The organism is Rhodopirellula sp. J20-39 (assembly GCF_057365095.1).
In genome coordinates this window covers 3,029,390-3,043,848 of the sequence record NZ_CP195123.1, presented here as the reverse complement: position 1 = coordinate 3,043,848, position 14,459 = coordinate 3,029,390, and the positions used below count along the sequence as shown (strand labels likewise).

Here is a 14,459-nt window from a genome sequence, read left to right as displayed (position 1 = left end):
AACCGTCTTTCTCTCGCTAGTCTTGGCCTGGCCGGTGCATTCATCGCAAACACCGCGTTTGCTTTTGACCTGAACAACGACTGGCCCCAGTGGCGGGGCCCCGACATGACGGGAACGGCCCGCCAGTCCAACCCGCCAACGACGTGGAGCGAAAGTGAAAACATTCGCTGGAAAATTGAAGTCCCTGGCGTGGGCAGTTCCACTCCGATCATTTGGAATGACCGAGTCTATGTGGCGACCGCCGTTAAAACCGACCGCGTCAAAGAAGGAGCTACATCAGCCGACACAGCTTCGCCGGAACCGACCGAGCAAACGGGCCGCCGTGGAGGTCGACGGGGCGGTCGAGGAGGTGGCTCGACCCCGGCAAACTACTACGACTTCATGGTCATCGCTTACAACCGATCCAACGGTAACGAACTTTGGCGATCCACCGTCACGTCACAAGTCCCGCACGAAGCAGGACACAACACCAACACTTATGCATCATCCTCACCGGTCACCGACGGCGAAAGGCTCTATGTCTCGTTTGGCTCTCGAGGGGTTTTCTGCCTGGACTTTGACGGCAAGAAGCTGTGGGAAAAAGATCTCGGCAAGATGGAAACCCGAGCCCAATTCGGCGAGGGCAGCTCACCGGCCGTTCGAAACGGCGTCTTAGTCGTTCCCTTCGACCACGAAGGCGAATCCTTCATCGTCGGCTTGGATGCCAAATCCGGCAAAGAGAATTGGCGGCAATCCCGCGAAGAGCGAACCACCTGGTCGACTCCGCTAATCACGGAATACGACGGCCGAACCCAGGTGGTTACCAACGGCACCACCAGAGTCCGAAGTTACGACCTGGCCACCGGCGAACTGATCTGGGAATGCGGCGGCCAAGCCAGCAACCCGATCCCCACGCCAGTTCGCTTTGAAGACAACGTGATCGTGATGACCGGATACCGTGGATACGCGATCTATTCCATTCCGTTAAGTGCCAAAGGTGACATTACCGACAGCGACACGATCACCTGGATCGAAGAAGACGCTGCTCCCTATGTCCCCTCGCCCGTTCTTTACGAAGGTCAGCTTTACTTTGTCAAAGCCAACAACGGTGTCCTGGTTTCACGAGATGCGAAGACCGGCGACCTGCTGATTAAGCAAACTCGTTTGCCCGATGTCGGAACAGTCTATGCATCACCAGTCGCTGCCGCCGACCACATCTATTTGACCGGTCGCGATGGCAACACTTTGGTGCTCAAGCACGGCGATCAATTCGAAGTGGTTGCTTCCAATAAGCTCGACGAAAGTATCGATGCCAGTGCAGCCATTGTTGGCGACGAAATCTTCCTTCGCGCCAAAGAACACCTCTACTGCATCGCTAAGCCCGAGTAACGAAAGTAGCGAATTGACATTGCTGGTCGTTGAGATCAATCCAACGACCGACAACGCAACAAGCGGCGGTTGAGCCTAGCGAAACCGCCTGGTGGATTCCTAAGCTTCTTCCGCTGCCGGCTTACGAGCGAATTTGCGTAGCACAACGTAGAAAACGGGTGTCAGGAACAGTCCGAACAAGGTCACGCCGATCATACCGCTAAAGACCGCCGTTCCCAGCACGCGACGCATCTCGTAGCCCGCCCCCGTGGCAACCAACAGCGGCAACACGCCCAAGATGAACGAGAATGCAGTCATCAAAATCGGCCGCAATCGCAAGCGGCATGCATCGATCGCAGCTTGAAAACGATCTTTGCCAGCGTCCTCTTCCGCTTTGGCAAACTCGACAATCAAAATCGCATTCTTACATGCCAAGCCGACCAAAACGATAAACCCAATTTGCGTCAGAATGTTGTTGTCCATCCCGCGATACCAAATACCCAGGATCGCGAACAAAATGCACAACGGCACGATCAAGATGATCGCCATCGGTAATAGCCAGCTTTCATATTGTGCCGCCAGCGTCATGAAGACGAACAGCACCGCCAACGGGAACAGGAACACGATCGTGTTGCCCGCTTGTCGTTCTTGAAACGCGATATCGGTCCATGCATATCCAAAGCCAGCCGGTAAGTGCTTGTCGGCAAGCTCTTCCATCTTGGCCAGCGATTGCCCGGTACTGAAACCGGGCACGGTACTGCCGTTGATATCAGCCGAAGGATATAAGTTGAATCGAACGATTCGATCCGGCCCGGCGGTATTTTTGATCTGAATGACCGAACCGAGCGACACGCTATCGCCGGCCGCACTACGCGTCCGCAACCTCAAGATATCGCTGGCCTCATCTCGGAACCGAGGCTCCGCTTGTGCCGTCACGCGATAGGTCCGACCAAGGAAATTGAAGTCGTTGACATACACCGATCCCAAATAGACCTGCAGAGTCTCAAAGACTTTGTTGATCGGAATGTCCAGCATCTGGGCTTTGGTCCGATCCACATCCGCTTCGATCTGGGGCACTTCGATCCGGAAGTTAGAGAACACCTGAACCAAGCCAGGCTGCTCGTTGGCGTCCGCAACCATTCCCGAAGTCACCTCGTGCAACGTCTTGATCCCCGCCCCGCGTTGATCTTGCACATACATCTTGTACCCACCACCACGGCCAATCCCGCGTACCGGTGGCGGTTCAATGACGAAAATCTGAGCTCCGTTCACCGCCTGCATCTTGCCACGCAACTCGCCAACGATCGTGGCTAAATCGCGTCCGCGGGCAGCTCGTTCTTTGGCATCTTCCAACGGCAAAAACGTCACCGCTGCACTGGGACTGATCGTGAACGTCGCCCCCGACAACCCGGCGATTCCGACAGCGTGCTTCACGCCATCCACTCCGCCGCCAATTTTCGCGACCTGTTTGGTGATTTCGTCGGTTCGTGCCAGTGCTGCACCATCGGGCAACTGAATCGCCACAATGACGTATCCCTGATCCTGAGCCGGAATGAATCCGGTCGGGACCAAACCAAAGCTGAACCAAGTTGCCACCAACAATCCGCCGTACAACAGCAACGAAAGAGCCGAGCGACGTACCAATCGGGATACGATCCCTGCATAGATGTTGCTGGTCCAATCGAAGAAGCGATTAAACAAACGGGCCGGCCACGTTAGCAAACGCATCACAGGAGACATGTTCGCTGTCTCACTGGCCTGGCCATTACCCGCCTTCTTGGGTTTCAGCAGCAGTGCACAAAGCGCCGGTGTTAGGGTTAGCGAAACGAACGTTGAAAACGCTGTCGCGATCGCAATCGTCAACGCAAACTGTTGATAGAACTGACCACTGATACTGGGAATGAAAACGGTCGGAACAAAAACTGCGATCAACACCAACGTGGTCGCAATCAGTGCCGATCCCACCTCATCCATCGCTTTGTGGGTCGCTTTACGCGGTGCCATCCCCTCACCGATCAGACGCTCCACATTTTCGACCACCACAATCGCATCATCGACCACGATTCCGATCGCCAACACCAGCCCAAATAACGACAACGTGTTCAAGCTGACGCCGATCAGCTGCATCGCACCGAATGTTCCAATCAACGAAATTGGAATGGCCACGACTGGGATGATCGTCGGCCGCCAACCGTGCAAGAAGATGAACACGGTCAACACAACCAAAGCGGTCGTGATATAAAGCGTGAAGAACACCTCATCGATCGACTCTTCGACATAGTCGGTCGGATTGTAAGCAACCTCGTAGCCGATTCCTTCGGGGAAATCCTTGCTGAGGTCTTCCATGGTCTGCTTCACGGCGACCGCTGAATCGACCGCGTTGGTTCCCGGACGCTGATACACCAGCACCGCAACGGCGGGCTGGCCATTAAGATAACTACGACGGGAATAGTCCTGGGCCCCCAACTCGATTCTGGCAACATCGCTTAAGCGAGTCACCCGTCCATCTTCACCTCGCTTCACCACGATGTGCGAGAACTCGTCGGTATCCAACAACCGTCCCTGCGTCGTTACGTTCAACTGAAACGCGCCGGTCTCGTCGGTTGGCGGTTGACCGATCACACCTGACGCGACCTGCACATTTTGCTCACGAATCGCCGCAACAATATCACCCGCGGTCAGATCAACGTGGGTCATCTTTTCGATGTCCAACCAAACCCGCATCGCGTATTCGTTACCACCAGCGATCCGGATATCACCCACACCATCAAGTCGCATCAATGCGTCTCGAACTCGCAAGAACGCATAGTTACTGATGTAAAGCTGGTCGCGACTTTCGTCCGGCGACTTCAGGTGAACCACCATCAACATGTCAGGAATCAATTTGGTGGTCGTAACACCAATTTGACGCACCGATTCCGGCAAACGAGGCTCGGCAACCGCCACCCGGTTTTGCACCAAAACCTGGGCATCGTCGAGGTTCGTCCCCAACTTGAACGTCACCGTCAACTGCATGGTGCCGTCCGCACTGGACGACGACTCCATGTAAAGCATGTTGTCGACGCCATTCATTTCCTGTTCGATCGGCGTAGCCACTGTGTCAGCAATCACCTCCGGCGTCGCCCCCGGATAGCTAGCACGCACGACGATCGTCGGCGGAGCCACGTTGGGATACTGTGACACCGGCAACGAAAAATACGTGATGCCGCCGACCAACACGATCAAGGTCGACAAGACTGTCGCGAAGATCGGTCGTTCGATGAAGAAGTGAGGAAATTTCATATCAAGAAGTCGGGAATCGAGTGGCTAAAATCAAATGTTGTCGAGCAAGGACGAGATGCAAACTCAAATGACACAACAGCGATCCTGTTGTGCTACATAAAAACCAAATCCAACACGCCTGCATGGACTCAATGGAGTCACGCTCGATCGAAAATCGCCTCGCCGGTGCGAATCCGGAATCCGATCGTCACGGTGGGTATTGTTTGACGGATTCAGTTCGCCAGCCTGGCCGGTTCGCTAGGCGTGGCCGGTTTACTAGCCATAGTCGGCTTGCTAATCAGTCGTGAATTGGGTCCGGAACTACCGATCCATTCCTCCGGTGGCAACGGTTGATAGTCGTCCGGCAAGCCATCCTCGACCACCTCGATCACACCGTCCTTCGTTTCGACATCCGCACCTGGGCGGGCCTGCAACAAGCCTTCTATCACCAAAGTCTCGTTGCTATTAAGACCTGTACGAACCACTCGCAATCCGTCGACCATTGGCCCCAACGTCACGGGTCGCCTTTCGATCTTGTTATCGACGACGACGAACACGAACTGAGACGACTGATCGGTTCCAACAGCGGAATCCGGGATCAACACGGACTCTCTCGGTGCACTTCCGGGAATACGCACTCGAGCGAACATCCCTGGCAACAACACCTTGTCTTCGTTGGCAAACACACACCTGGCTCGCATACTCGCGGTAGCCGCATCAAACTGGCTATCGACAAAGTCCATGTGCCCCTTATGAGGAAAGCCGTCTTCGTCGACTAGCCCTAGGAACACCGGGTTCTTCACATCTCGAGAACTCTTCCGCTCACCGGAATTTGCCAACCGGATGTACTTCAATACCTCTTGTTCGTTAGCATCAAAGGTGCAGTAAATGGGCTGAACCGATGTGATCGTCGTCAACATGGTCGCGGTGGAAGTACCGCCGCTCACCAGGTTTCCGACATTAACGAACTCGCGGCTGATCCGACCGGTGACAGGCGATTCGATCCGCGTGTAGTCTAAATTCAACTTTGCCGTCTGCACGCCTGCGGCGGCGGAATCGATCGCCGCCTTGGCTGACGCGATCTCCGATTCCGCAGACTGGATGCTGGCCAAACTTGCCTCCGCGTCTGCCTTCGCTTGCAGATATTCCGCCTCGCGTTGATCCAGTTCTTCGGCACTGGCCGCATTGCTACGCACCAACGTCCGAACACGATCCACTCTCGCCTTGGCTAATTGGACTGCGGCATCGGATTGCAATTGATTGGCTTTGGCAACCGCGACGCCGGAGATCGCCTGGTCCAGCAATGACTTGGCCTGCCCCATCGCCGCTTCGGCGGAACTCAGTTCAGCTTGATAGGGACGCGGATCGATTTGAAACAGCAAATCACCCTGTTGGACGATTTGCCCTTCATCAAAGTGAATCGAATCAAGATACCCACTCACCCGAGCGCGCACCTCCACAAACTCGACCGGTTCCATTCGTCCCGTGTACGCATCCCATTCGACAATCTGCTTCGAAACAGGTTTCGCAACGGTCACTACGGGCGTCGGACGCGGCGGCGGGCCCTGGTTGCTTGGCTTGCAACCGCCAACCACACCCAACGATACGATTCCAGCACTCAAGAGCGCGAACCGAACTCGCTTCATCCGCCTTCGTCGGTTGCCACGTTGCGGTGCGTCGGTCCGTTCAGCCGGTGGCGTGGATTCATTCAATTCAAAGATCATTCGGATTCCTCTCCCGAGCCACACCCGGGAAATCAGAGAACTAGGTGGATAACTCAAGTAGGAGACTCTGGGGTCGCCGGTGCGGCGTTACGCCCGAAGAAGAAATAGTCGAGCGAGAAGATACCGGGTCCGGTCAAGATGAGTGACACGTAGACCAACAAATACATCGCTGCCAATTCTTTGACTTTCCATGGATCGGCACCATGAACAACAAACAAGGCAATGATCATCGTGAAAGCGAGCGGGATCGAGGCCAGGCGAGTTGCCAGACCTGCGATCAACAACAGCGAGCAACCGACCTCGGCACCAATCGCCAAGATCAGGCTCAACTTACTTCCAATTCCAATCGGATCGGGAAAATGGTTTTGAGCTTCTGCAAAACCACTGAGCTTGGCCCAGCCATGAACCAACATCAACAGCCCCACACCAACGCGCAACACCAGCAAGCCTGTCGAGGTCAGCTTGTCATTCTGCAAAGTCATACTTTTCTCTTTCCGATCGTTTCAGGAAGCCGTTGAAGCCGGCGGTAGGTAGGTATCGGTTTCGCTTTCAGGCGATCCGTTCATTGCAATGAAAGTTCGTCGCGGCACGTTTATCGAGGCTGGAACATTCTGGTGGGTTCGGTATCCACCGGCTTGAAAACCATGACAGTACTTTCCCAGTCCGGATGGTCAAAGTTCCTTCAAACCCGCCAAGGCCAAGCTGGTGGGTCACCAGTCAAGCATCGCACGCAGCGATGGAATCCCGAGTTTTCTCTAACAAAACCAATAATTGCTTCATTTCCGCGCGAGTCATCTTCTTCAACAATTGTTTTTCGAGTTCCAACAGCGGAACCATTGTTTCTTCACACAAATCGATTCCCTTGGGCGTGATTGTCACATGAACCACGCGGCGATCTTCGGTGCATCGCTCCCGCGAGACCAAACCGTGCTTTTCCAGTTGATCAACCAGTGACGTAATCGCCGGTACAATCTGGATCATCCGCTCGGCGATCTCGCCGCACGTCAACGGACGCTCGGCCAACGCCAACGCTCGCAATACATTGAAACGCGACAACGTCAAATCGTGCTCGCGAAAGAAACGCGACAGCCGATTATCGAGCTGGTCACCGATTCGCAGATAGTTCAGCAGTGTTTCCTGCTGTAGCGATACAAAGGGAACGGATCGCTTCAGCTCATCTTGCAGTTTCATACCCTAAGAATACATGCACATAAGTCATCGGCAAGTATCTTATTGATAAAATATCTCGCAGTGAGTCTTTCAGCAGCAATCTTTACGGCAAATTCGCGTCGTCAAGACCATACGAACGCAAACGATCCCGAAGCGTTCCCCGGTGAATCCCTAGCAATTCAGCCGCTTTGGCTCGATTGCCATGAGTGTGCTGGAGCGTGATCCGAAACAACGTCGGCTCCGTCGCGGCAAGAAACTGAGAATGCAGGGTTTGCAATTCGTCCCGCGGTGCAGCTTCGATTGCGTCCCGTGTCCACTGCCCGATGACACCTTCGAGCGACGGGGTCGAGGCCCCCGCCAATTCATCTCGCCCCGGACTGGGCGGCGGAAAGTCTTCAATCGTTAACGGACGCCCGCGAGCCACCACGGCAGCATGCTCGACCGCATTTCGCAACTCGCGAATGTTCCCATGCCACGGTCGGTCCGCGAGTTCAGCGATTAATCCGTCATCAATGGCCGTGTCACCAGTCGCGTACTTCATCGCCGCCAAGAAGTGCCGACACAGGGGCTCGATGTCTTCGCTGCGATCCCGCAGCGGTGGCAAATGAATTTGCATCCCGGTCAGACGATGAAACAAATCTTCGCGGAAATCGCCACGACCAACCGCTTCGTGCAAGTCCGCGTTGGTCGCCGCCAGAATTCGCACGTTCGCCGTCCGAGGCCGAACATCGCCAACACGACTGAATTGCCCCTGTTCCAAAACTCGCAAGAGTTTCACCTGAGTCGCCAGCGGCAAGTCGCCAATTTCATCAAGCAGTACCGTTCCGCCTTCGGCACGCTCGAATAACCCCGCCCGATCTTCCGCCGCACCGGTGAACGCACCTTTCACGTGCCCAAACAATTCACTTTCAATCAACTCAGGATTCAACGCCACCGGAGCGATTGGCAGATACGGTTGGTCCGCTCGCAGACTGTGACGGTGGATCGCGGCGGCCACCAACTCTTTCCCCGTTCCCGTTTCTCCGGTGATCAAAACGGACAGATCGCTCTCGGCAACCAACGCGATCTGACGAAAAACTTGGTGCATCGCTGGGGAGGTACCCACGAGTACAGAATGATCCAAGTCCATCGGTTGCGTCGTGACCGGCGAACCGCTGCCGGCGGATTGCTTCAATGCGGTCCGGCAAGCTTTTAACGCATCTTCCAGCTTGAAAGGCTTCGTCAGATAGTCCGTCGCCCCTTGTTTGACCGCAGACACGGCGGTTTCCAAATCACCAAACGCGGTTATCACGATCACCGGCGAGTTATCAGTCGCCTTCAGGAATTTTGGCAAAGCCGAAATGCCATCTTCCTTGGGCAACCGAACATCCAACACTACCAAATCCGGCGAGTGCTTTTCGGCAAGACGAATCCCCTCTTCCGCAGACGATGCGGTGACGACATCGTGACCTTCGCCGGTTAGCATTTTTTCAAACGCCCAGCAGATCGAAGGTTCATCGTCGACAATCAAAATGGTTTGCTTGGTCATGACACCATCATATCACGACCAAAACCCAATCTTGTCGACCCCAGTACGTTTGGAAATTCGTTTTGTCGTGTTAGACCTGGACATTGATAGACCTGAACAAGCCACGATCAAACCTATCGGGCCAACCAAGCCTTACATCATTCCACGACCAGCCTGCAAAAGACGTAGTGGCTCGGCACGCCCAATCTTCAGTGCTGGCCAAACCCCAGCCAGCAAACACAGACCGATCGTGACCGCGAAGCCAAAACTGAGTTGTGACCAAGGAATCAAAAACGTCGGCGGCCCCGCAAACCAACCGCCATACTGAGCCATCCCCACGCCACACCAGCCGGCAATCAAACCAAACACCAGGCTTAGCAAACATGCCGACAACGCAATCAGGATGGTTTCGGCAATCACCAAACGAACCAACTGACCTCGCGTCACGCCAACTGACCGCATCACACCGAACTCCCATGTTCGAGACCGAACCGAAGCGATGACGGTGTTGACCACAGCCAACGACATGATCGCCAGCGTCACCAACGGCAAATAGCTCATCCCCCAGATCATCCCGTCGGCACGCTTCTTGATCGCCTTTTGAACGTTGGCCGTCACGGTCGCTCGCGCGAACGGACGATACGCTGTCACGTCAATCTGTGAATCAGTCCGGAAGGTCTCCCCAGCATCACGCTCGGCGATCTTTTGCAAATCCGCTTGGACGGATTCCAACTGGGCATCTGGCTCTAAGTTCAACCAATAGAACTCGGTCCGATTCAAACCGAAATCTCGCCGCACGTCTTGCCGATCAACAAACACCATCGTTGCCGTCCGCACAAAATGTCGACGCACGCCGGAAAACTTGGTGAACCAATGCCAGCCGGGAAGTGACACCACCCCCGCGATTCGGTACGCCACCCGATCGTTTGGGGCGGTCGGAGGCGTGAACGCCAACTCGTCGCCGACATGCAATCCCGAACTCATTTGGAAATCTTGCGAAATCAGACACGCTCCACCCGCAGCCAATTCACCGGCCGCAGTCTGTCGATCGCCTTCCACAAAATTGAGTTTTAAGAATGGATCCGCCTCGGCAAACGCACGAGCCGGATCCAGCCCAAATAGGATCGCATTGTCCTGGCTCAACCGGTTTGGTTTCCCAGCGTCCCCCCAATCAAACCGAGCCTGTTCGATCGCCAACGGCATCACCTGTTCAGCGTCCACTCCGTCGACCTGCTGAACCAACGCGTCGCCATCCTGATCCAACCCGATGGGATGAAACGCGACCAACATATCCGGAAGCCATTTCCCAGGCGTGAACGGTTTCAACATGGAATAGCCCCACGTTTGCGTGGACGCATACAACCCCAGCCCCACCGACAATGCGAGCGTCGCCGCTATCGTTCGCCACAAGTTGCTGGACAATTGTGTCTGCATCATTCGTGAATCAAGACGCATTAACCGCGTCACCACCGGCCCCAATCCATGCTCGACTAGCACCACAATTGCCGGTGCCATCAATACCATGCCCACCAATAACATCGGATAGGTCAGGAACGTGTAGCTCCATGTCCGCCACGAATCCGCCATGGGCAAACCGAAAACAGTCACCGGCGCTGCAACCGACAATAACGCTCCGATGCACCCGAGAACCGCCCAGTGGGTCGTTGCCGGTCGAACCACACGAGTTGACATCGCATCGAGAGGGTCGATTCGCATCGCTCGCCAAGCGGGCAAGATCGCTGCCAACAATGCCCCCACCAAAACGGTGATCCCGGAAAACACCGCGCTCGCCCATCCGAGTACCGCTCCACTGGCGAACAATCCTGGTGCCAGTCGGCTTCCCACAAACACCACTATCCAACCGGTTGCCAACCCGCCGAGCCAACCGACCAACGCTAACAATACGCTTTCCAAGGCAATGATTCCGGCGATTTGCGAACGGGTCAGCGCGACCGCACGCAGCATCGCGAACTCCCGAGCCCGTTCACTGACGCCCATCGACAACGTCGAAAAGATGATGAAGATCGCCGCGAGCGTCGCCATTCCCGTCGCCGCCCAGGCTTGAGCCTGTTGGCTCGAAACGGTTCGACTGGACTCCATCCCACTTCGTACCGCGGCAAAGTCCACCAATCGCAGCGGCGGTGTGCTCGCGGCAAGCTTGTCCTTCCAAACCGCTTGGAACTGCTCAACCGTCACCGAGTCTCGCATCGCGATCTGCAGCACCTGCGCCGATACCGAATACCCGTTGACCTTCTCCGCCAACGCCGGTCGCACATAGATCGCATTGGTAGCAACGCCCTGGATGAACGAACTTGGCAAACCGTGCTGGGGTGGCGACTGCGATCGATCACCACGGCGACGCTCGGCCTTCTCACCATCATTCACATCCTTCCCCGCACCTTGGCTCGGATTTGAGTGACTCCCGGAACGGTCTCCACGATGAACACCTTCCTTTCCAGATTCGGCACCGCCACTGGATCGACCGCGTCTACCTCGCTGGACTAGCGTTGGAGAATCGGGAGCCTGCTCTATCAGTCCCACCACGCGCGCTCGAACCTGGTTGGCCACCGAAGTCACCTGCACACGATCACCAACCTGGATGTTCAAGCGTTTTGCCGCTCCGACACTTAGCACTGCGGTTGCCTCGGCGTCGACGCTCTGACGATCGTTCGGTAGCCACTCGCCCTGCACCATTTCGTAAGGCGGATCCAGTGCGGGTGTACTAACCAAGGTCGGATCCAACGGCGGTGCCCCGTTGACCGGCGGACGGTCGCCCATCAAAAGGCTGATCGACGTTTCTTCCTGAACCGGGTCCGATGCGTTGCTTATCCGAGTGAGCGTAACGCGAGACTGACTGATTGGATTCAATTCCAACACACCTGCATCGCTACGCAACGACTCAACCATTTCCGGTTGGATTTCGGCAACCATTCCCGGTGGCGACTGCGTGACGATCAAGGCGTCATAGCGCCCCAGATATTTTTCTGCGTTCTCGTCGAACTGAGAAACCAACGCGTCATAGCCGCTGACTACCCAAACCACCGCACAGGTTGATGCGATCACGCCAAGCGTCGTCACCACAGCCCGACCGGGATGCAGCGTCATATGTGTAAGGACCAGCTTCCATAGAAATCGAATGTTATTCAACGTGATGTTTTCAATGAGGTCCACGAAACAAAAACCGATACGAGCCGTCAGCAATCAAATTGCAAATAGAGCCAACCGAGCGACCTGCTAGGCACTAAGCAACCCATGGACCAAATCCAATATCGATACACTTCGCTCGCTTTTGACAAGATGGACTCGCTTGCAAAGTCATCCACGGCGATTTCCCGATGAAGATTCCGGCGTCACCGGCGGAAAGTTCACCACGCGTCCGACTTTACTAGGTTATCCCGTGTTGCGAGAAAAATCGGCCTATCCGTGTCCTTGCAATCGGCTCGGTTACTTTGTCCCTAGCAGCGAGAGGATTCCGCTAGCGAACTGATGTCGCCAATAGAAATAGCCGTGCCCGCCAACGAACTCTTCTAATGAAACATCGACCTCTTTCGCTCGCAAAACATCCCGCAGGTGGCGTGAGGATTCCACGATTCCTGCAATCCGCTGCTGGCCCGAGATCAATCGCGTTCGCTCAAACGAACCGGCCTGTAGATGGAAGCGAACGGGCAACTTTTCCGCGTCGACCAATTGCCTCGTCAACCATTCAGGTTCACCTCGGTCACTCGCTTCAAATCCACCTGGTGCCCACCAAAACGAGCCCGATTGACTGAGAACGTTGCCGATTCGATCGGAACTCTTCCACCCCACAAATACCGCCGCCAAGCCACCATAACTGGCCCCAGCGACGACCGTCTTTTCTCGAACAGCGGAAACGGATTGCTGATCCACCCAGGGGAACAATTCATCGTTTAGGAAACGAACGAAGTCGTCGTTACACGTCAACTCTTTCGATCGGGCGGCCATGCTTGGGTTTGCAATCAACACCGCTGCAGTCGGCGGAATCCTGCCTTCCATCCGCAGGTTATCAAGAATCGTTGGCACGTCCACTTCGTCAAGATACTGCTGGCCGTCAAACACAATCAACAACGCGTTTGCAGGATCATTTGGTTCGTATCCGTTTGTGCGATACAAGAACACATCGCGAGTGTTGTCCAAATACTTACTCGACACACGATGTGCCTGGACCGTTCCTTGCTGGGCGTGCGGGACCGGTGTCAACCAACGTTCCGGAGGTGCATCGGGAAGCACAACAACAGAATGCCCCTCGTACGCATCCACCGGATGCCCCGGAAAGAAGTTGGGATTCAAAGGATCACGCTGCAAGGTCGCCAAGATCGACCGTCGACGTTGCGTCGGCGATCCTGGAATGGCAGGAACATCCGGTGCCAAGCGGTAATCCATCCTTGCCGTTTTGGGCAAGCGATAGCTACGGAACCAAACATCGCTTTCGCCGAGACGCTGCAAATCGTCATGATTACCTGACGGTGCGCCAAACAAACGGACATTGCGTCGTGCTCCACGCCAAAGAAACGTCACCAATGCCTCACTTTCGGATAGCGGAGGAAGCACGCCCTCAATTTCGATCAACGGCGTTCCAGCCGCTTCGATCCGGTGCCAAAACCCGTCGGTCACCTCTTTATTGGACATTCGGTCGGGCTGCCCCTCGACCTTCCTGCGACTCTTGGTGAGCTCCAGTTGAAGCTGCCTGAGTGTCGGGCTTTGCAACTCCGTTTCAGGAATCCATTGATCTTCGACAGGAACGATTCTGTCGATCTTTAGTTCCAATTTGCCCGGTTCGCTGGCCGACAGTTCGAGCTTGATCGGCTTGCTCGACTCAGAATCTGTATTGGCTGTAGTTTCCGGCACGACAAACCACAAGTCTTGAGAATTACCGACACCGCTCGCCAATCGTCGCTCGCGTTCCCCTTGTTCGTTGAGTAACCAAACCGTGATGCGATCGCCTTGGATTGTCCCCCGAACCAAGGAACCGGCCGCCGCATTGACCGGAACGAAAACTCTTTGTCCCGCCTCACGCGTCAAAGCTTTATGCGATTCTCCGGCGCCAATCGGAGCTTCAGCGATTAAGTCGTCCGCGACTGCCTCGGCGGGTTTAGAGATACCAACTGCCGAAGACAGGCATATGAGCAGCATCATCGCCGCGAACACTTTGACCACTGAGTTCATTGGAAAGCCACAATCGGGAACGAACTAATCAAACGCCTTCCAGTAAGGCATCACCAGTAAGGCACTAAAACATGGCAGCGTCCAGACACGGGCGGTGTTTTGTCCATTGCCGATGCATTTTCCGCCGTCACTAGGATACGCCCAGATGGCAATGATTTAGAGCGAAGCGATTTGCACCGGTCCCAAACACGGCTTCGGATCGCACAAACCCGATTCGACCTAGCACCGAAGCCTTCCCTGCAATCACCTTTCCTGCGTTGGCACAC

General features: G+C 55.3%; 8 protein-coding genes. 1 reads left to right on the top strand and 7 read right to left on the bottom strand.

Annotated elements, in window-relative coordinates:
• Positions 1–27: 27 nt before the first annotated feature.
• Positions 28–1,368: a PQQ-binding-like beta-propeller repeat protein gene (locus ACR3ZL_RS11250; protein WP_473653576.1), complete on the top strand. Its 1,341-nt coding sequence runs from the start codon at positions 28–30 to the stop codon at positions 1,366–1,368.
• Between the two features lie 99 nt (positions 1,369–1,467).
• Here the strand turns inward: ACR3ZL_RS11250 and ACR3ZL_RS11245 are convergent, their stop codons facing one another.
• The 7 genes from ACR3ZL_RS11245 to ACR3ZL_RS11215 form a co-directional block, all read right to left on the bottom strand.
• A complete protein-coding gene (locus tag ACR3ZL_RS11245; RefSeq protein WP_473653068.1) occupies positions 1,468–4,629 on the bottom strand; it encodes an efflux RND transporter permease subunit in 3,162 nt (1,053 codons plus the stop codon).
• A 212-nt stretch (positions 4,630–4,841) separates the two neighbouring features.
• Positions 4,842–6,332, bottom strand: a complete 1,491-nt coding sequence (locus ACR3ZL_RS11240; RefSeq protein WP_486173460.1) for an efflux RND transporter periplasmic adaptor subunit — start codon at positions 6,330–6,332, stop codon at positions 4,842–4,844.
• Positions 6,333–6,385: 53 nt separating this feature from the next.
• Positions 6,386–6,814 carry a DoxX family protein gene (locus tag ACR3ZL_RS11235; protein WP_473653070.1) on the bottom strand — a complete coding sequence of 143 codons (429 nt, stop codon included), beginning with the start codon at positions 6,812–6,814 and terminating at the stop codon, positions 6,386–6,388.
• Between the two features lie 235 nt (positions 6,815–7,049).
• The gene (locus ACR3ZL_RS11230) at positions 7,050–7,523 is read right to left on the bottom strand and encodes a MarR family winged helix-turn-helix transcriptional regulator (RefSeq protein ID WP_473653071.1); all 474 of its coding nucleotides are present in this window, start codon (positions 7,521–7,523) and stop codon (positions 7,050–7,052) included.
• An 82-nt stretch (positions 7,524–7,605) separates the two neighbouring features.
• Positions 7,606–9,030: a sigma-54-dependent transcriptional regulator gene (locus tag ACR3ZL_RS11225; RefSeq protein ID WP_473653072.1), complete on the bottom strand. Its 1,425-nt coding sequence runs from the start codon at positions 9,028–9,030 to the stop codon at positions 7,606–7,608.
• Between the two features lie 132 nt (positions 9,031–9,162).
• Positions 9,163–12,156 (bottom strand): FtsX-like permease family protein, encoded by a 2,994-nt coding sequence (locus tag ACR3ZL_RS11220; RefSeq protein WP_473653073.1) that lies wholly within the window; start codon positions 12,154–12,156, stop codon positions 9,163–9,165.
• Positions 12,157–12,453: 297 nt separating this feature from the next.
• Positions 12,454–14,193, bottom strand: a complete 1,740-nt coding sequence (locus ACR3ZL_RS11215; RefSeq protein WP_473653074.1) for an enterochelin esterase domain-containing protein — start codon at positions 14,191–14,193, stop codon at positions 12,454–12,456.
• Between the last annotated feature and the right edge of the window lie 266 nt (positions 14,194–14,459).